This is a genomic window from Kitasatospora sp. NPDC098663 (genome assembly GCF_044760075.1).
Taxonomy (GTDB): Bacteria; Actinomycetota; Actinomycetes; order Streptomycetales; family Streptomycetaceae; genus Kitasatospora.
In genome coordinates this window covers 253738-270792 of sequence record NZ_JBIWAP010000005.1, presented here as the reverse complement: position 1 = coordinate 270792, position 17055 = coordinate 253738, and the positions used below count along the sequence as shown (strand labels likewise).

The 17055-nt window shown below is 75.0% G+C and carries 19 protein-coding genes; 6 read left to right on the top strand and 13 right to left on the bottom strand.

Going from position 1 to position 17055, the window contains the following annotated elements; all coding sequences use genetic code 11:
* The first annotated feature begins 188 nt into the window (after positions 1 to 188).
* The 6 genes from ACIQVZ_RS07845 to ACIQVZ_RS07820 all read left to right on the top strand — a co-directional run bounded on the left by ACIQVZ_RS07845 (position 189) and on the right by ACIQVZ_RS07820 (position 5583).
* On the top strand, positions 189 to 989 hold the full coding sequence (locus ACIQVZ_RS07845; protein WP_402448014.1) for a 3-oxoacyl-ACP synthase III family protein: 801 nt from the start codon (positions 189 to 191) through the stop codon (positions 987 to 989).
* Entirely contained in the window at positions 986 to 1201 is a 216-nt protein-coding gene (locus ACIQVZ_RS07840; RefSeq protein ID WP_402448012.1) for a 3-oxoacyl-[acyl-carrier-protein] synthase III C-terminal domain-containing protein, read from the top strand. The genes ACIQVZ_RS07845 and ACIQVZ_RS07840 overlap by 4 nt, the downstream gene beginning before the upstream one ends.
* Positions 1198 to 1941, top strand: coding sequence for a glycosyltransferase family 2 protein (locus tag ACIQVZ_RS07835; RefSeq protein WP_350887299.1), 744 nt, complete (start codon positions 1198 to 1200; stop codon positions 1939 to 1941). Before ACIQVZ_RS07840 ends, ACIQVZ_RS07835 begins: the two co-directional genes overlap by 4 nt.
* A gap of 146 nt (positions 1942 to 2087) precedes the next feature.
* Positions 2088 to 3560, top strand: coding sequence for a class I adenylate-forming enzyme family protein (locus tag ACIQVZ_RS07830; RefSeq protein WP_402448011.1), 1473 nt, complete (start codon positions 2088 to 2090; stop codon positions 3558 to 3560).
* Entirely contained in the window at positions 3557 to 4675 is a 1119-nt protein-coding gene (locus ACIQVZ_RS07825; protein ID WP_402448009.1) for a cytochrome P450, read from the top strand. Before ACIQVZ_RS07830 ends, ACIQVZ_RS07825 begins: the two co-directional genes overlap by 4 nt.
* Positions 4675 to 5583, top strand: a complete 909-nt coding sequence (locus ACIQVZ_RS07820; RefSeq protein ID WP_402448008.1) for an NAD-dependent epimerase/dehydratase family protein — start codon at positions 4675 to 4677, stop codon at positions 5581 to 5583. The genes ACIQVZ_RS07825 and ACIQVZ_RS07820 overlap by 1 nt, the downstream gene beginning before the upstream one ends.
* Positions 5584 to 5898: 315 nt before the next feature.
* Here ACIQVZ_RS07820 and ACIQVZ_RS07815 read toward each other — a convergent pair whose 3' ends face one another.
* From ACIQVZ_RS07815 to ACIQVZ_RS07755, 13 genes are all read right to left on the bottom strand, one after another.
* Entirely contained in the window at positions 5899 to 6864 is a 966-nt protein-coding gene (locus tag ACIQVZ_RS07815) for a hypothetical protein (protein WP_402448006.1), read from the bottom strand.
* Complete coding sequence (locus tag ACIQVZ_RS07810) at positions 6861 to 7193, bottom strand: PadR family transcriptional regulator (protein ID WP_402448080.1); 333 nt, start codon at positions 7191 to 7193, stop codon at positions 6861 to 6863. Before ACIQVZ_RS07810 ends, ACIQVZ_RS07815 begins: the two co-directional genes overlap by 4 nt.
* Before the next feature lie 199 nt (positions 7194 to 7392).
* A complete protein-coding gene (locus ACIQVZ_RS07805) occupies positions 7393 to 7923 on the bottom strand; it encodes a GNAT family N-acetyltransferase (RefSeq protein ID WP_402448004.1) in 531 nt (176 codons plus the stop codon).
* A gap of 107 nt (positions 7924 to 8030) precedes the next feature.
* Entirely contained in the window at positions 8031 to 9356 is a 1326-nt protein-coding gene (locus ACIQVZ_RS07800) for a hypothetical protein (RefSeq protein ID WP_402448002.1), read from the bottom strand.
* Between the two features lie 376 nt (positions 9357 to 9732).
* On the bottom strand, positions 9733 to 10545 hold the full coding sequence (locus tag ACIQVZ_RS07795; protein WP_402448078.1) for a class I SAM-dependent methyltransferase: 813 nt from the start codon (positions 10543 to 10545) through the stop codon (positions 9733 to 9735).
* A gap of 197 nt (positions 10546 to 10742) precedes the next feature.
* On the bottom strand, positions 10743 to 11921 hold the full coding sequence (locus ACIQVZ_RS07790) for a Glu/Leu/Phe/Val dehydrogenase dimerization domain-containing protein (protein WP_402448001.1): 1179 nt from the start codon (positions 11919 to 11921) through the stop codon (positions 10743 to 10745).
* On the bottom strand, positions 11918 to 12133 hold the full coding sequence (locus tag ACIQVZ_RS07785; RefSeq protein WP_402447999.1) for an MbtH family protein: 216 nt from the start codon (positions 12131 to 12133) through the stop codon (positions 11918 to 11920). Before ACIQVZ_RS07785 ends, ACIQVZ_RS07790 begins: the two co-directional genes overlap by 4 nt.
* A 4-nt stretch (positions 12134 to 12137) precedes the next feature.
* On the bottom strand, positions 12138 to 12929 hold the full coding sequence (locus tag ACIQVZ_RS07780; protein WP_402447997.1) for an indole-3-glycerol-phosphate synthase: 792 nt from the start codon (positions 12927 to 12929) through the stop codon (positions 12138 to 12140).
* Complete coding sequence (locus ACIQVZ_RS07775; RefSeq protein WP_402447996.1) at positions 12930 to 13604, bottom strand: N-(5'-phosphoribosyl)anthranilate isomerase; 675 nt, start codon at positions 13602 to 13604, stop codon at positions 12930 to 12932.
* A 6-nt stretch (positions 13605 to 13610) separates the two neighbouring features.
* Entirely contained in the window at positions 13611 to 14750 is a 1140-nt protein-coding gene (locus ACIQVZ_RS07770) for an acyl-CoA dehydrogenase family protein (RefSeq protein ID WP_402447994.1), read from the bottom strand.
* Between the two features lie 12 nt (positions 14751 to 14762).
* Complete coding sequence (locus ACIQVZ_RS07765; RefSeq protein ID WP_350875735.1) at positions 14763 to 15137, bottom strand: ectoine synthase; 375 nt, start codon at positions 15135 to 15137, stop codon at positions 14763 to 14765.
* Between the two features lie 60 nt (positions 15138 to 15197).
* Positions 15198 to 15953: a tryptophan synthase subunit alpha gene (trpA, locus tag ACIQVZ_RS07760; RefSeq protein WP_402447991.1), complete on the bottom strand. Its 756-nt coding sequence runs from the start codon at positions 15951 to 15953 to the stop codon at positions 15198 to 15200.
* 44 nt (positions 15954 to 15997) lie between these two features.
* Positions 15998 to 17053: an anthranilate phosphoribosyltransferase gene (locus ACIQVZ_RS07755; RefSeq protein ID WP_402447989.1), complete on the bottom strand. Its 1056-nt coding sequence runs from the start codon at positions 17051 to 17053 to the stop codon at positions 15998 to 16000.
* Positions 17054 to 17055 lie beyond the last annotated feature (2 nt).

Below are 17055 nucleotides of genomic sequence, written 5' to 3'. Positions count from 1 at the left end.
GTTGGTCGGCCGCTGCGGCGCGTAGCCACCCGGACCGGTGACGGCAGCACAGGTGCCGCACGTGCCGGAGGCGCGGCAACCGTCCACCGTCCACCGTCCATCTGCACGGACGTGATCGGGTAGCCCGGCGGGCCGGCCTGAGTACCTGTACTCAGGCCGGCCCGGTCGTGCCGCCGGAGCATGGAGGCATGCACACAGCAGCAACACCGAGGATCGGCATCACCGCCGTCGGCTCCCACCTGCCGGCCCGCCGGCTCACCTCCCAGCAGCTCCAGGACGAGGTCACCGCCGGCGGCCGACTCGCCCTTCCGGAGCGGATGTTCGAGAAGGCGACCGGTATCCGCACCCGGCACTTCGCCGCCGACGGCGAGTACGCCTCCACCCTCGCGGTCGGCGCCGCCCGACGTGCCCTCGCCGCCCGCGCGCTGCGCCCGCAGGATGTGGACCTGCTGCTGTTCGCCTCCGCCACGCGGGACGTGTGCGAGCCCGCCACCGCCCACATCGTGCAGGCCGAACTCGGCACCCGTGCACACGCGTTGGACGTCAGCAACGCCTGCAACAGCTTCCTCAACGGGATCGACCTGGCCCGCGCGATGATCCTGGCGGGCCGGGCCCGGCGTGCCCTGGTCGTCACCGGTGAGACGCCCAGCCGGGCCATGCTGCGCACGCCGTCCTCCCTGGCGGAGTTCCGGGACGGCTTCGCCGGCTACACCTTCGGCGACGCCGGGGCGGCCGTCGTCGTCGAGGCCGTGGAGCGGGGCGGAATCCTCGACGTCGGGACGGAGACGGCCTCCGAGCACTGGCCGGCGGCGGCATCCCCGGCGGCGGCTCCCGCCACCCGCGCGGCGACGAGTACAGCTACTTCCGGGGCGGCGGCAAGGAACTGCGCGGCATCTTCGAGGAGATCGGCCCCGCCGCCCTGGCCCGGCTCGCCGCCCGCACCGGCCTCGGCTGGGACGACTACGCCCGGGTGCTGGTGCACCAGGTGACGATCCCCTACCTGGAACGCTTCGTCGAGCTGACCGGGGTGCCGGCCGGGAAACTGGTCCTGACCGTGCCGGAACTCGGCAACGTCGCCAGTGCCACGCTGGGCGTGCAACTCGACCGAATACGCGGCACGTTGGCGCCCGGCGAGAAGGTGCTGCTGATCGGGCTCGGCGGTGGCGTCAGCCTCATGACCATGGTCTGGGAGGCCTCGTGAGGACCGACCTGTGGGTGGTGGTCCCCGCCTACCAGGAGGAGGCCCGGATCGAGGGCGTGCTGCGCGCCCTCGCCGCCCAGCGCGACCGCGACTTCACCCTGCTCGTCGCCGACAACGGCTCCACCGACGGCACCGTCGCCCTGGCGCGCGCCTTCGCCGCCCGCGCGCCGTTCCCGGTCGAGGTGGTGGTCGAGCGGGAGAAGGGCGTCGGCTCCGCGGTGGACACCGCCTTCCGGTACGCCATCGCCCACGGCGCCACCCTGCTCGCCCGCACCGACGCCGACTGCCTGCCCGAACCCGGCTGGACGGCCGCGGCCCGGGCGGGGCTGGTCGCCTCCGGCGGGCTGGTCTGCGGCCGGGTCACCGCCCGCCACGACGAGCACGGCCCGGTCGGGCGCGCGGTGTTCCTGGCGCTGGTCGCGCTCGGCGCCTTCTTCGGCCGGATCCGGCCCGCGCACCGCCGTCGACACGGCTACCTGACCCCGTACCGGATGCACGCGGGCAACAACATGGCGGTCACCGCCGAGCTCTACCTCGCCGTCGGCGGCATGCCCCGGCGGCCCTCACCCACCGACCGGGCGTTCCTCAACAGGGTCCGCCGGCACACCACGGCGGTGGTGCGCCGCCGCGACATGGTGGTGCAGAACTCCACCCGGCGCATCCGCGCGTACGGCGTGGTGGGCACCGCGCGCTGGTACCTGGAGCGCGGCGCGGGGCCGCGCGCCGTCGACGTGCGCTGACAGCCCGCCCGCGCCCCGCGCCCCGCGCCCTGCGCGTCCCGCCCCGCGCGCCCTACGCGCCCCGCGCCCCGCGCCCCGCTCCCTACCAACCCTTTCCCGACCGGACCCGCTCCGTGCCACCCCGCAGCCCGCCGAAGGACCCCGCCATGCTCGACCGGCTCACCCATGCCCTGCGCACCGACCACCCCGACCGGCCCGCCGTCCTGCGCCACACCCGCCCGGGCACCGTCCGCCCGGTGCTCCGCCGGGGCGAACTCGCCGACCTGGCCGACGGCTACGCCGCCGCGCTGCACGCCCACGGCCTCGGCCCCGGCGACACCGTCGGCGTCGCCGTCCGGCCCGGGCCGCGCGCACTGGCCGTCATGCTTGCCGCGCACCAGCTGGGCCTGCGCATCGCCGTCCTCGACCCGGCCGCCGGGCCCGACGTGCTCGCCGCCCGGCTCGCCCTGGCCCGCCCCGATCTCGTCCTCGCCGACGCCGCCGCCCAGGCGGTGGCCGGCTGGGCCGGGCCGCTCGCCCGCCGAGCGGACCTCGCCCTGCCCCGCCTCACCGCACTCGGGCCGGTCGCCACCCTGGGCCGCCGCCTGCCCGGCTGCGCGCCGCACCTGCGCCCTGGCGGCGCGACCCCGCCCGCCCGGCCCGACGGCGGCCCGGACGCGGACGCGGTGATCGTCTTCACCTCCGGCACCACCGCCCGCCCGCGCGCCGTCGTCCACACCCGGGACGGGCTGGCCGCCGGGCTGCGCACCGTCGCCGACCTGGTCGACCCGCGCCCCGGGACGGTCGTCCTCGGCGGGACGTTCTTCGTGCTCGTCCCGGCCCTCGCCGCGGGCGCCGCCGTCGTGCTGCCCGCCCGCCGCCCCGCCGCGCTCGGCCGCCAACTCGCCCGCCTCGACCCCGCCCACACCTACCTCACCCCACCGCAACTGCGCGCCGCCCTCGCCGCCGGGGCCCGCTTCACCGGCCGGGTCTGGACGGGCTCCGCCCCCGCCGACGCCGCCCTGCTGCGCCGGGTCAAGCAGTCCGGCGCCCACCAGGCCTGGAGCGTCTACGCGCTCACCGAACTGTTCCCGGCCGCCGCCGTCGAGGAGGCGGACAAGAGCGCCCACGACGGGGACGGCGACCTGGTCGGAGCTCCCCTGCCCGGCGTCCGCGCCCGGATCGCCACCGGCGGTGAACTGCTGCTCACCGGCCCGGGCGCCCGCCACCGCTACCTCGGCGAGGACCCCGACCCCTGGGTGCGCACCGGCGACCGCGCCGCGCTCACCCCGGGCGGACGGATCGTCCTCGCCGGCCGCCTCAAGGACATGGTGCTGCGCCGCGCCGAGAACATCTACCCCGGCCTGTACGAACCGGCGCTGCACCTGCCGGGCGTCGAACTCGCCGTCCTGGTCGGCGTTCCGGCGGGGGACGGCGACGAGCGGCTGGTCGCCCTCGTCCAGCCGGCGCCGGGCACCGACCCGCGGCGCCTGCGCGAGGCCCTGCGCGGGCCGCTCGACCGGATGGCAGCGGCCCGGCCGGACGCCGTCCTGTTCGGCGAGGTCCCGCTCGCGGGCCGCTCCCGCAAGCCCGACCGGGCGGCGGCCGCCGCGCACTGCGCACGGGAGCTGGCCCGGTGACCGACCCCATGACCGCACAGCCGCCCGCACCGGCCTTCCCGCCCGCCGCCGCCCGCCGGGCCCGCCGCCGGGACCGCCGGGTCTACCTGCGCAGCCACCCCGTGCTCTTCGCCCTGCTCGCCGCCACCCGCCGCCGCCCGGTGGTCCGGCTCGGCCGCACCGTGCTGGTGCACGGCACCGACGCCTACCGCGAAGCGCTCACCAAGGTCCCGCTGGACCGCACCGCACCCGGCACCACCGGTGGCGCAGCGGCCGAACTCACGGTCGGCGGACTGCTGTTCGACCAGGACGGCGCCGAACACCGCAACGCCCGCCGCGCCCTGGCCGGCGGCCTCGACACCGCCGCACAGCAACGGATCCGCCCGCACTGGCAGGCCGTGCTCGCGACACGGGTCCCGGACCTGGCCGCAGGCGAGCTCGAACTCGTCGCACTGGCCCGGGAGTTGGCCGGTGTCACGGCCGCCGCCCTGACCGGCGCGCAGTCCTGCCCGCACCGCCTCGCCCACGCCGCGGCCGAAGCCGCCGCCCGCGCCGCCCGCGACCACCTCCCCGGTCCCCGCCGCCGCGGCCCGGACGCGGCCGCCGCCACGGTCGCCGCCGCGGCCCGGCTCGCCGCCCTGCTGCCCGACGCGCCCGACGCGCGTGACGCCATGGTGGCCGTCGCCGCCGTGAACACCACCGTCGCCGCACTGCCCCGGGCCGTCGCCTGGTGCGCCGACGCCGGGCTCTGGCCGACCGTGAGCGAGGCGACCGCACCCGGCCTCGCCGCCGAACTCCTGCGCCTGACCGCCCCGTCCCCGCTGCTGCCCCGGGTCGCCGCCGCCGACACCACCCTCGCCGGGCACCCCGTACGGGCCGGCGACCGGCTGGTCCTGGTCGCCCGGCACGCCGCCCGGGCCCACCGCCGCAGCCCTGCCGAAGATCCGGCCGCCACCCAGGCCGTCTTCGGCGCCGGCCCGCACGCCTGCCCCGGGGCCGGCCTGGCCCGCACTCTGCTCGCCGACCTCCTCCTGGCGCTCGCCCCCCACCGCCCGGTCGTCACCCGCGCCCGGGTCGACCGCCGCAGCGCCCTGCCCGGCTACGCCGAACTCACCGTCCGGCGGGGAAGATCCTGATGCACCTCGCCATCACCGGCGCCACCGGCTTCTGCGGCGCCCACCTCGCCCGCACCGCCGCCGCCCTGGGCCTCGACGTCTCCTGCCACGGCCGCCGCCCCGGCCCGGTCGGCCACCACCGCCCCTGGGACGCCGCCGAGGGCGAGCCCGACTTCACCGGCGCCGACCTCGTCGTCCACTGCGCCGCCGCCGTCGCCGACCTGCCCCCGGGCGATCCCGCCGAAGCCCACCAGCACGCCGTCAACGTCGCCGGCACCGAGCGCGTCCTGCGCGCGGCCGCCGGCCGCCCCCTCGTCCACGTCAGCAGCGCCAGCGTCTACGACCCGCGCACCGCCACCCCCGCCGTCACCGAGGACCACCCCACCGCCACCGGCCACCTCAACGCCTACGGCCGCACCAAGGCCGCCGCCGAACGCCTCGCCCTCACGGCCGGCGCCGTCGTCCTGCGCCCCCGCGCCGTCTACGGCCCCGGCGACCCCCACCTCGTCCCCCAACTGCTCGCCCGCGCCCGGCACGGCCTGCTCCCGCTGCCCGGCCGCGACATCCCGCTCAGCCTCACCGCCGTCGCCAACCTCACCGACGCCTGCCTGTCCGCCCTCGGCCTCACCGGCACACCGCCCTGGCCGCCCGGCGCCTACAACATCGCCGACGCCACCCCCTACCGCCGCGACGACGCCCTGCGCCACGTCCTCGCCGCCCACCGCGTCCCCGCGCCCCTCGCCCACCTCCCCGCGCCCCTCGCCCACCTCCCCGCGCCCCTCGCCCGCCTCGCCGCCCGCACCGCCCGCATCCCGGGGCTCACCCCCTACACCGTCGACCTCCTCACCCGCAGCGTCGTCCTCGACCTCACCCGCGCCCGCACCCAGGGCTGGACCCCCACCCGCACCCTCACCGACTACCACCCCTGACGCCGCCGTGTCCCCCCCCGTGGCCGGCGGTTTCCAGCTTCCGTTGCCGCCGTCCCGCTCCGTGTTGCCGGCGGTCGGCAGCAGACGCATCGGTGTCGCACAGGTCGGACGGCCCATCGGGTGCGGGTCGGTGGCGCACCCCGCCACAAGCGTCGGTCCCGGCTCCCGCTCGCGGGGAGCCGGGACCGACGCTTGTGGCGAGGCGGGTGCAGCCGAAGCCGGGAGACTCCAGCGTCCGGTGACCGGGCCCGCCCGCAGACCCCCTGGGGCGCTGCCTCCGTCGAGGAGGGCGACGTGGGTGTGGTGTGAGGCCGGTCAGGGGCGGGAGAGGCGGCCCGTTCGGGGGAGACGGGCGATGAGGAGGATCGCGATTCGGGCCGTCAGATAGCCGAAGGCGGCCGGGACGAGGAGCTGGGGCAGCATCGCCGCGACCGACGCCTGGCCGCCGAGGAGTACGGGGGTGAGTACGGGAGGCGCCGCCAGGACGGCCGCGGCCAGGGCCGCGTTCCCGGCCGTCCGGGTGGTGAAGGCCAGGGCGACCCCGGTGGCGAGCGGGGCCCAGATGCCGAAGCCGGAGGTGAGGATCCGCGCGGTGGACTCGCCGGTGATCGTGACGCCGATGCCAAAGGCGGTGACCGCGGCGGCGACCGGCCAGAGCCCGGCGCCGGTCCTGCGGGTCCGGTCCGGCGGGGCGGCCAGCAGGACGAGGGTGTTGAGCTCGATCAGCCCGAACCCCCGGATGCCGAGGCCGAGTTCGGCCGCGGTGCGGAAGTCCAGGTCGCACAGCCCGAAGCGGCACATGGCGTAGAACAGCGGTGCCAGCACCAGCGACACCAGGGCCAGGGCCCGTGCGGCCGGCCAGCGGCCGGCCGCGGCCGCGCACGCCGTCAGCACAGCGGGGACGAGCAGCGACATCACCGCCAGGAGCGCGCCTCCCGCCGGGACTCCGGCGGGGAAGTCGGCGGACTCGGGGCTGATGGCGAGCCGCAGGTCCCGCCACAGGTAGGTCGCCGCGTACGTTCCGGCCAGCAGCGCGGCGAGCGGCGCCGCGGTGGCGAACGCCCGGCCCGGCGGCCGGTGGGAGACCATGCCCAGCTGGAGCCGGGCCCCGTGCCCGGCGACGTCGGCCACCTCGCGCAGCCCCGCGGCGGAGCCGGAGCGGGCGATCCGGTGCCGGGCGAGGTCGGCGACCTCCGCGAGTGCACCGGCGCCGTAGGACGCCGGGTACAGCCGGAGGGCCCGTTGCAGCAGGCGCGTGTTCATGGAGTGCTTCGAGGTCATGCCGCGCCTCCTACGGGACGGGTCCGGATCTGCGTCAGACGCCGGTCGGCCTCGCGCAGTGCGGAGCGAAGGCGTTCGGCCTCGTCCCTGAGCGACTGTTCACCGTCCGGGGTGAGGGCGAACACGCGCCGGGGGCGCCCGTCCACCGTCTCCTCGCGCTCGACGTGGATCAGCCCCTCGGCCAGGAGCCGGTCGAGGGTGCCGTACAGGCTGCCGGCGCCGAGCCGTACCCGGCCTTCGGAGATCGCGGCGACCTCGTCCCCGAGCGCGTAGCCGTGCCGGGGCCGGTCGGCCAGCGCGGTGAGGAGCAGGAAGGTCGGCTCTTGCATGGAGCGTTTGTTCTTCACGCTCCACACCATAGTACGGTGACCGTAGTGTCTGGCAAGACCCCTGCGGAACGGCCTCGGGCCCACCAGGAGCTGCTGGAGCCGGTGGTGACGGTCCCGCGGATCGACGGAGCCCAGCGGAGCAGCCGTCAGTGGTGCCCCCGCGTGACCCGGCGGCGTTCGCCGGGTCACGCGGTGAGCGTCATGGCCTCCACTCTTCGGCGAGGAGTCCGAGGACGGCTTCGTCCGCGAACTCGCCGCACACCCAGGCGGAGCGGCGGAGTGTTCCCTCCAGGGTGAAGCCGGCCCTGCGGGCGGCCGCGATCATCGGGGTGTTGTCGGCGAGGGTCTCCAGTTGCAGCCGGTGCAGGCCGCGTACCGCGAAGCCGTACTGGCAGAGCACCCTGACCACATCGGTGCCCAGGCCCCGGCCGCGCAGGCCGGGGCGCAGGGCGATCCCGAGGTGGGCGGTGCGGTTGTGGGTGTCGATCCCCCAGAGCACGGCCTCTCCGGCCAACTCCCCTGAGGCCAGGTCCAGTACGGAGAAGCAGGCCGCGGCCTCCGAGGGCGGGGTCGGCGCGTAGGGGGACTCTGCCGCGCCCGGGGAGATGGGCCGCCAGGGGCGGGTGTCGGCCCGGGAGCGGGTGGCGACGTCGTCGTACAGCTCGGTCTGGAGAACGGCTACGTCACTCTCGTGGCGCGCGCGGAGGGCGACTTTGAGGCCTTGTATCATGTCACATTGCTACCAGAGCCGTGTCGGCCGCTCAACCGAATTGGACCCTCTCCGGCGTTGCACCGTCGCCGTCATCGGGAGTGCCGGAGAGGGGAGTTCGACCGCGGTCAGAGTGGCGGCAGGCGGCGGGCCAGGAGCTCCGCGCCGGCGCCGTTCAGGGTGCTGAACAGGACCGTCGTGCCGAGGGCGTCCACGCTGGGGGCGGTGGAGGCGCCGGGCCGTTGGCCGCCGTCGGCCGCCGTGCTGACGCGTTCGATCCGGCCGGTCCACAGGTCGCGGCGGAAGACGTCCGCGACACCGTTGGTGTCGCCGGGGGCGAGGGCGGCGGAGTCGGAGGCGAAGTAGACCCAGCGGTCGTCGGCGGTCATGACGGCGGGCTGGGAGTCGACGGCGGAGACCGTGGTCACCGTGCCCGTGCGCAGGTCGCGGGCGTAGAGGCGGACCTGGACGGTGTCCTGCTCGCGCTCGAAGACGCGGAAGAGGGCGTAGCGACCGTCGGGGCTGAGGCGTCCGGCCTTGGCGGCGTCGCGCAGGGTGCCGGTGGCGTCGATGCTGGCGCCCTGGATCCGGCCGGTGCGCGCGTCGTAGGTGTAGAGCGGGAAGAGCTGCCGTGCGGGTGGGGGCTTGGTGGCGGTCGTGGGCGTCATGGCCGTTGCGGGCGGCGTGGGCGCGGTCGGCAGCAGGTTGGTCGCCTTGGAGCGGAAGGCGACGGTCTGGCCGTCCGCGCTGAGCGAGGGCTCGACCGAGCCGCCGTCGGCGGCGGCGCCGTCGCGGCCGGTGCTGACCAGGCGGGTGGTGCCGGTGCGGCGGTCGGCCAGGTGGATGTTCTGGACGCCGGGCCGGGAGCCGGGGGCGAGGTCGGGGCGGTCCGAGGTGTACGCGACGTACCGGCCGTCGGCGCTGATCGCCGGGTCGAGCGAGTTGCCGGCGCCGGTGCCCGCGGTGAGCGGTTCGGTGCGGCCGGTCCAGCGGTCGCGGACGTAGACGTCGAACCGGCCGTCGCCGTGCCGCCCCGGGATGACGTCGGTGGCGTTCGTGCTGAAGGCCACGTACCGGCCGTCGGCGCTGATCGCCGCCTGGTTGGTCGAGCCGTCGAGCTGGCCGCCGTCGTCGGCCAGGCTCACCCGCTCGGTGCGCCCGGTCCACAGGTCGCGGACGAACACGTCGTACAGGCGGTTGGTGTCGCCGGGCACCAGGTTGGCGGCCAGCGAGGTGAAGAGGGCGTAGCGGCCGTCGGCGCTCAGGCCGAGGGGCTCCGACCAGTCGTCGGCCGGGGTGCCGTCGGGGGCGACGTTCACCGTGACGGTGCCCTCCGGGAGCGGTGCGGCCTGGGCCTGGACCTGGGCCGTGGTGGCGGCCAGGAGTGCGGCTGCCAGCACGCTGCCGGCCCGTACCGCCCACCGGCCGCGGGTCCCCGCGTTCGTCCGTTCCACCTGAACCGTCCTCCCCTTGTCTCGGGCCGTACCGCCTCCCGCCCCCGCCGGCCGGCTCGGGGCGAGCCAACCGCCCGGCCGTACCGGAGGTCAACGGGGTCGGGCTGGTCATGGACACGATTTCGCCAACTCCCCTCCACCTCCCGACCACGGCGGATGCCGGTCCGGCCGGACCCGGTGGCCATGCCACCTGCGGGATCCGGGAGTTCAGGAATGACCGTTGACGAACCCTTTGCCGGAACGTGCCGGAACGTGCCGGTCGTGGCGGCCGCGGTCCCGCACATACGTGAAGCGACAGCGGTCGGGCGGCTGTCGGGCGGCTGTCGGGCGGATCGGGCCCGCTCGGAGTCGATGATCCGGGGAACCGGTAGGCGCCCTACCGGCGGACCGCCGAGACCAGTCCGCCCGGCTGCTCCTCGCGCCGCGGCGGGGTGTCGACCGGGCGGCCGTAGGCGGCGGCGCGCTCACGCAGGGTGTGGGCGTCGGCCTCCCAGCCGTGCCCGGCCAGCCAGTCCACCGGGTCGTCGGGCATCTCCGAGACCCACATGGACGCCGCCGAGCCCGGTACGGAGTCCGCGCCGAAGCGCTCGATCACGCCGCGCGAGCCCAAGGTGAGCCCCATCCGACTGCCGGGCGCCGACTGCTCGCCGATCCGGGCCAGCAGCAACTCCACCGCGTCCTCGGGCAGATAGATCAGCAGTCCTTCGGCGATCCACACGGTCGGCGCGGCCGGGTCGTGCCCTGCGGCGGCCAGCGCGGCCGGCCAGTCCTCACGCAGGTCCGCCGCGACGGTGATCCGCTCGCAGCGTGCGACGGCCCGCTCCTGGCGCAGCACCGAGGCCTTGAAGTCCAGTGGCGCGGCGGTGTCGACCTCGAACAGCCGGGTGCCCTCGGGCCAGTCCATCCGGAAGGCGCGGCTGTCCATGCCGGCGCCGAGCAGTACGACCTGCCGGACCCCGGACGCGGAGGCCCGCCGCAACAGGTCGTCGAGGAACTTCGTCCTGATGACGATGGAGAAGGACACGGCCAGCCGGCGGCGGCGCGCGGCCTCGTCAGCCGGGGGTGGCGAGGAGGGCCACAGGCCGCCGGCGGCGGCGAAGGCCTGGGCCAGTGGGTCGCGGAACAACGCGTCCACCCGCTCGGTCTCCAGCGCCCGCACCCTGGCCACCCCCACCGCCGTGGCCCACACTCCCGACGGCTGCACCCGCTCCTGCTCATCAGTCACCGCGCCAGCCTAGATGATCGAACCCGAGGGGCCTGATGAGGGGAGCGGGGTTCAGGCGCGGCCGGCCGCGCACGCGCGCACCGACCGCCAACCTTGAGTCGCTTCGGTCGCTCCGGTCGCTGATGAGTCGCTGAGGAGCCGCTGCACGGGCCTCCGGCCGGTCACCGCTCGGCCGGCGCCTCCGGTTCGGAGGCGCCGGCCGGGGCTCCCCGCGAACCGAGGAGCTGAGCGACCGGATCGGCGCTGCCCGAGGCGCTCAGCTCCTGCACCAGCTCGCAGTTCCTGGCGACCCTGCTGGAGACCCACTCGCGCAGCCACGCGGACAGCTGCGGGAGCGGCAGGTCGGACGGGGCCAGCCCGGCGAGCACGCACCCGGTCGCCGCCGCTCCGCCGACGTTGACGACCACGTCCGGCAGGACGGTGTGGCCGGCCTCGCGCAGCGACCGGCGGGCGGGCGGGGTGCAGCTCAGGTTTCCGCCCTCGACCACCAGGCCGGCCCGGACCGCCGGCACCGCCTCCTCGTCGACCGCGGAGGCGGAGGCCGCCAGCACCAGCACGTCGGCGTCGACGTGCAGCCACGCCTGCCCGGGCCCGTGGACGGTGACCCGGGCGGGCAGCCGGCTCCGGTCGATCGTGCCGTCGCTGCTGGTGAGTGCGGTGAGTTCGGCGACGGGCAGTCCGCGCTGGTCCTCGATGGTGCCCCGGACGTCGGCGACGGCCACCACCAGGTGGCCGTGGGCGGCCAGGTGGCCGGCCACCGCGCGCCCGACGGTGCCGAAGCCCTGGATCGCGATGCGCTGCGGGGTCCGCGCACCGGAGGCCCGTAGGGCGCCGAGGACCGCGACGGCCACGCCGAACCCGGTGATGTCGGCCATGTGGTCCCACAGTTCGGCCCAGTCGACGGTGAGGCGGGTGGTGCCGGGGCGGCGGGTGACGTCGTACCCGGCGGCCTCGAAGGCGACCTGCCGGTCGGCGTAGGTGGTGCCCTGGTCGCACCCCAGGTACACCCCGCCGTTCAGCAGCGGGGCCGCGGCGCGGCCGAACCCCCGCATCACCGCCCGCCGTTCGACGGTGGCGCCCGGATCGGGTGCGATGCCGGCCTTGGCGCCACCGATGGGCAGGCCGACCAGTGCCAGCTTGTGGGTCATCGCCCTGGCGAGCCCGGCCAGCTCCTGCTCGCTCACCGTCGGGGTCATCCTGGTGCCGCCCAGGGCCAGGCCGTCGACCATGGAGTCGACGACGACCCAGCCCCGGGCCTGGCAGCCCGGCAGGTTCAGGGTGGTGGTGAGCAGGGGCTCGGCCGGCGGGCGCGCGACGTGCGGTGCGAGCGTCCGGTTCACCGCGCACCGTCCTCCGGGACGGACCGCAGGCGCAGGCTACGGGGGCGCATGTCGGTCCACACGTGTTCGATGTGCGCGAGGCACTCGTCCTTCGCACCCCGCACACCGACCTCGTGCCAGCCCGCCGGCGATTCGCGGTCGGCGGACCAGACCGAGTACTGCTCCTCGTCGTTGACGACGACCTTCCACTGCTCGGATGCTTCGCTGGTCATGCCGTTACCTCCAGATGTCGGTGGTCGGGGGGTCCGCCGGGCGGCGGACGGGGGGAGCCGGTTCGCGCTCGGCGTCGGGACGGGTGTCGGGACGGGGGTCGAGGTGGGTGTCGAGGTGGGTGTCGAGGCCGTCCAGCCACGCCGGCAGGCTGGCGGCGCGTAGGAGGCCCGTTCCGATGAGCACGCCGGCGAAGCCCTCGTCGAGCAGGCGGGCGGCGTCGTCGGGGCGGCGGATGGCCCCGGCACTCACCGGGCACCGGGTGCCGCTGCGCAGCACCGCGGGCAGGAGTGACGAGCTTCGCCCGAGGTCGCCCGCGTCGCGTTCGCGGGTGGCGATGTCCTTGTTGTTCACCGCGACCACGCACTCCTCGGCGCGCGGCACGCGGCTGATCTCCTCCTCGGTGGTGACCTCGACGAACGGCGTCAGGCCCAGGCTCAGGCCCAGCTCGACCAGATGGCCCAGGGTGGCGCGCGGCAGCAGCGCGGCGGTGAGCAGGACCGCGGACGCGCCGCTCTCGCGGGCCTGGTGCAGTTGGCTCCGGCGGGTGATGAAGTCCTTCTGCAGCACGGGAAGGTCCGTCGCCGCCACGACCTCGTGCAGCAGGTCCGGGGTGCCGCCGAACCACCGGCCGGTGACCACGGACAGGCAGGGCGCGCCGACGCCCTGGTAGTCGGTGACCAGCCGGGCGGCCGACCTGTCGCCGAACAGGTCCTGTCCGGCGGCGTCCTGCCGCTTGAGCTCCATGATCACCGGTCGGCGGGCGTCCAGCAGTGCCTCGATGAACGCGGCCGTCATCTAGGCCCTCGCTTTCGGATCGCGCCAGCCGCGCCGTACGGCCGTGACCCGGTCGGTGCTCAGCCGTCCGTCGACGTCCCTGGCCGCCGTGTCCACGTCGATGCCGAGGAACAGTGGGTGCTCCAGCACGGCCCGGTAGTCCTCCCGGTTGTCGGCCGAGATGCCGCCGGCCAGCAGGAAGGGCCGCGAGAGGCGGTCCGCGATCTCGATGACGGCCCCGCAGTCAGCCGGTTGCCCGGTGCTGCCGATCCGGCCGTCGCCGGCCACCGCGTCCAGCAGGAAGAGGTCCGTTCCGGCCCGCTCGTACGCCGAGATCAGGGACCGCTCCGCGCGGGTGTCCGCGCCGAGGTGCAGCACCTTGACCACGGTGAGGTCCGTGGTGCCCTTCAGGGCGCGGACCAGTCCCGGCGGCTGGTAGCCGTGCAGTTGGACCCACTGGACCCGGGCCGCGGCCGTCGCCGCGCGCAGTGTCCCGGCGTCGTTGAGGAAGGTCACGAGGACCGGGTGCATTCGCCCCGTTCGGTGCACGGCGTCTGCGAGAGAAGTGAGTTGATGAAGTGTCAGGTTGGCGCGTCCCCCTGGGACGCCGTGCCACAGGCCGACGAAGTCGGCTCCGGCGCTGTCGAGCGATGCCACGTCCTCGGCCGAGGCGGCTCCGCAGATCTTGACCAGCATCAGGTGTCACAACCCCAACATGGCGGCGATGCGGTTGCGTTGGATCTCCGACGTGCCCGAGTAGATCGGGCCGGCGACCGCGTCGCGCACGTCCTTCTCCAGCCCGTACTCGGCCAGGTAGCCGCTGCCGCCGAAGATCTGCACGGCGGCCAGTGCGGAGGCGAGGTTGCTCTCGCTGGCGAGGACCTTGCTGACGGCGATGTCCCTCGTGACGTTCTCGCCCTCCGTCAGCCTGACCGCCGTGTCGTAGAGCCATTTGCGCGCGGTGTCCAGGCCGATGCTCATGTCCACGAGCTTGTGGGAGATCGACTGGTACGAGCCGATCGGATGGCCGAACTGGACGCGCTGCTTGGCGAATTCGACGCAGCGGTCGAGCCGGTACCGCATCTGCCCGGTGTTGATGACGAAGGAGCAGAGGATCTCCCACTTCATCACGTGGTCCAGGACCAGGAATCCGGATCCGACCCGGCCGATCACGGCGGATGCGGGGATCCGGCAGTCGTCGAAGTGCAGTTCGCCCAGCGGCGCCGTCCGCAGCCCCATGGTGGCGACGGGCGGCCCGACGACGAGCCCCGGGGTGTCCCGCTCCACGACGAAGGCGGTGATGCTGAGCGGGCCGGCCTTCGGGTGGGTGCGCGCGTAGACCACGAACACGTCGGCCACCGGGCCGTTGGTGATGAAGGCCTTGCCGCCCCGCAGCACGAAGTCGTCGCCCTCGCGGGTGGCCGTGGTCCTCATCGCCAGCGCGTCGGAGCCGCTCTCGGTCTCGCTGATCGCGTGCGCCCCGATCGTCTCTCCCGAGCAGATCCCCGGCAGGTGGCGCGCCTTGAGCTCCGGCGAGCCGAACCGTTGCAGCGGGACTCCGACGCTGACCAGGTGGGTGGCGACCGCGAAGTTCAGTCCGCCGTCACGGCACCCGGTACCGAGTTGTTCGAGTACGTGCATGGTGGTGAGGAGGTCCTGGCCCAGCCCGCCCCACTGTTCGTCGAACGGCAGGCCGAGGATTCCGGACCGTTGGATCAGCTTCCACTTGTCCCACGGGAAGGCGCCTTCCGCGTCCCCTTCGAGATGGCCCGAGCTGAGCTCCTCGCACCACTGGGCGATGCCCTCGCCCAGAGCGATCTGGTCGGCGTTCCAGCTGATCATCTGTCAGTCCTGTTAGTACTCGGAGAAATCGGTCGAGTCGAGGTTGTGGCGTTCGTCGCCGCGCAACGCGGGCGAGAACACGCACACCAGGCGGAGGTCCGTGTCCTGGTCCGCGATCAGGAAGTGGGCGTCGTGCAGGTCGAGCGCGTACAGCGTGCCCGGCTCGATCGGGTGGGACGTGCCGTCGGCGTTCACGACCTGGCCCGTGCCCTCGATGCAGTAGCAGGCCTCCAGGTGGCGGCGGTACTCCAGCCTCGACTTGGTGCCGGCGCGGACGGTGGTGTCCGTCATCGTGTAGCCCAGGCCGTCGGATTCGAGAAGGAACCTGCGGCTGAGCCCGTTGCCCCAGTCCACGGTGGTCACCTCGTCAAGGCGTCGGACGATCATCGGGTGTGCCTCCTGGCGGGTAGCTGGACGGGTGGCTTGCTGAGTCGGCGCTTCGCCGAATCAGCGGTGTGCCGAGTACGGCGAGACGGTGTGCACGAAGGTGTGGAGCTCCTCGACCACGTCGGCCCCTTCGGCGAGGGCGTGCTCGATCCGGGCGACCCCGGCGCTGCCCACGACCGCGGCGTCGGCGCCGAGGCCGTGCAGCAGGTCGATGTCCGCCCTGGAGCGGACGCCGAATCCGACGGCGATCGGTACGGCGGTCGTCGTGCGCAGCGCGGCCAGCGCGTCGGCCAGCTCCTGGCGGTCGGCCGTGAGCCTGCCGCCGCTGCGGCCGTAGTGGGCCACCAGGTACAGGTACGCGGTGGCGGACTCGGCGGCCGCGGCCTTGACCTCGGCCGTCGACGCGGCGTAGCAGGTGGCGACCGCGGGCAGCCCCGCCTCCCGCACCGCTTCGAGGTAGCCGGCCCGTAGCCGCGGCGGCAGGCCGTGCACCAGCAGGCCGTCGACGCCCGAGTCGGCGACCCGCCGGACGAAGCCGGGCACGGTCAGGTCTCTGACCGTGTGGCTCCAGTCGGCCAGCAGTGCCACCCGCAGGTGGCGCAGCCGGGGCAGGATCCCGCTGAGGAGTCCGAGCACCTCGTCGAGTCCGACGCCGTCGGCCAGGGCCCGCTGCGCCGATCGGCGGATGACCGGCCCGTCGGTGACCGAGTCGGGGAAGGGCACCGCCAGCTCCAGGCAGTCCACGCGGCAGTCGTCGAGCATCCGCATGACGTCGGCGAGGACGGGCAGCGGGGGGTCTCCGGCGTTGAGGAACATCGCCAGACCGGGCTGGTCCGGTGGCCGGCGTGCGAAGAACCCGCTCACCGCGCACGCGCCGTGGCTATGGCGCGGCGCGCCGGGTGTGCGCGCAGGCGGTCGACGAGGTCGCGGGCGGCGCCGCTGCGGAGGGCGTCGTCGGCCGCCCTGATCGCCTCCGGCCAGCCGTCGATCAGCCCGCTCGCGACGGCCAGTGCGGCGGCGTTCAGGCGGACGGTCCGTGTGGCGAGAGCCGTCCCGTCGCCGGAGAGCACGGCGAGGAAGTGGTCGACCACGTCCTCGCCCTCGCCGGTCGGCCGTAGTCCGGTGATCGGGTCGGTGCCGTTTGCGGGAGCCTCGGGAGCCTCGGCCCGCAGCCGGATCGCGTCCGTGCCGTCATTGGAGAGGACGACGTTGTCGACGGAGCCGACGAGCTCGTCGACCCCCAGCTCGTTGGTGCACAGCCAGATCCTCCGGTCGGCCACGGTGGCGGCGACCTGGCCCAGAACCGGCAGCAGCGAATGGTCCGAGACGCCGACGAGCTGGGCGGAGACCGGCACCGCGGCCAGGAAGGGGCCGACGGAGTTGATGAATCCGCCGATCATCCGCAGGTCCATCGGCACGATGCTCCGGGCCAGCAGCGCCACCTCCCGCGGGTAGACGAAGTTCCCCGGGAAGGCGATGCCGAAGCGTTCCAGCAGGTCGTCGGTCTGCTCGTACGAGGTGGTCGTCCGGATGCCGAGGCGGTCGAGCAGGTCGTGGGAGCCGCAGGTGCTCGTGTAGGCGCGGGATCCCGTCTTGACGACGCGCACGCCCAGGGCTGCGGCGACGAACGCCGCCGCGGTGGAGATGTTGAACGTGGCCGGACCGCCTCCGGTGCCGACGATGTTGGCCGTGCGGTCCAGCCGCGCGGCGACGGCGGGCCGGCGCTCGTCCAGCGAGCGGAGCATGGCGACCAGCGTGTCCCGATCGGGCATCCGGGTGGACAGCGAGGACAGCAGCGCCACCGTCTCGCCGGAACGCAGGGCGCCGTCACGCAGCTGGTCCCAGAAGGACCCCCACATCTCCTGGTCGACGACGGCGCGGTCCCGGCCGATCAGCGCTCGCAGCACCTCGTGCATGG

What these genes read in the sequence shown, in the direction of transcription:
- ACIQVZ_RS07845 (WP_402448014.1), top strand. Translation starts at nt 189, where the DNA reads ATGCACACAGCAGCAACACCGAGGATCGGCATCACCGCCGTCGGCTCC.
- ACIQVZ_RS07830 (WP_402448011.1), top strand. Translation starts at nt 2,088, where the DNA reads ATGCTCGACCGGCTCACCCATGCCCTGCGCACCGACCACCCCGACCGG.
- ACIQVZ_RS07820 (WP_402448008.1), top strand. Translation starts at nt 4,675, where the DNA reads ATGCACCTCGCCATCACCGGCGCCACCGGCTTCTGCGGCGCCCACCTC.
- ACIQVZ_RS07815 (WP_402448006.1), bottom strand. Translation starts at nt 6,864, where the DNA reads ATGACCTCGAAGCACTCCATGAACACGCGCCTGCTGCAACGGGCCCTC.
- ACIQVZ_RS07810 (WP_402448080.1), bottom strand. Translation starts at nt 7,193, where the DNA reads ATGCAAGAGCCGACCTTCCTGCTCCTCACCGCGCTGGCCGACCGGCCC.
- ACIQVZ_RS07805 (WP_402448004.1), bottom strand. Translation starts at nt 7,923, where the DNA reads ATGATACAAGGCCTCAAAGTCGCCCTCCGCGCGCGCCACGAGAGTGAC.
- ACIQVZ_RS07785 (WP_402447999.1), bottom strand. Translation starts at nt 12,133, where the DNA reads ATGACCAGCGAAGCATCCGAGCAGTGGAAGGTCGTCGTCAACGACGAG.
- ACIQVZ_RS07780 (WP_402447997.1), bottom strand. Translation starts at nt 12,929, where the DNA reads ATGACGGCCGCGTTCATCGAGGCACTGCTGGACGCCCGCCGACCGGTG.
- ACIQVZ_RS07775 (WP_402447996.1), bottom strand. Translation starts at nt 13,604, where the DNA reads ATGCTGGTCAAGATCTGCGGAGCCGCCTCGGCCGAGGACGTGGCATCG.
- ACIQVZ_RS07770 (WP_402447994.1), bottom strand. Translation starts at nt 14,750, where the DNA reads ATGATCAGCTGGAACGCCGACCAGATCGCTCTGGGCGAGGGCATCGCC.
- ACIQVZ_RS07765 (WP_350875735.1), bottom strand. Translation starts at nt 15,137, where the DNA reads ATGATCGTCCGACGCCTTGACGAGGTGACCACCGTGGACTGGGGCAAC.
- trpA (WP_402447991.1), bottom strand. Translation starts at nt 15,953, where the DNA reads ATGTTCCTCAACGCCGGAGACCCCCCGCTGCCCGTCCTCGCCGACGTC.
- ACIQVZ_RS07755 (WP_402447989.1), bottom strand. Translation starts at nt 17,053, where the DNA reads ATGCACGAGGTGCTGCGAGCGCTGATCGGCCGGGACCGCGCCGTCGTC.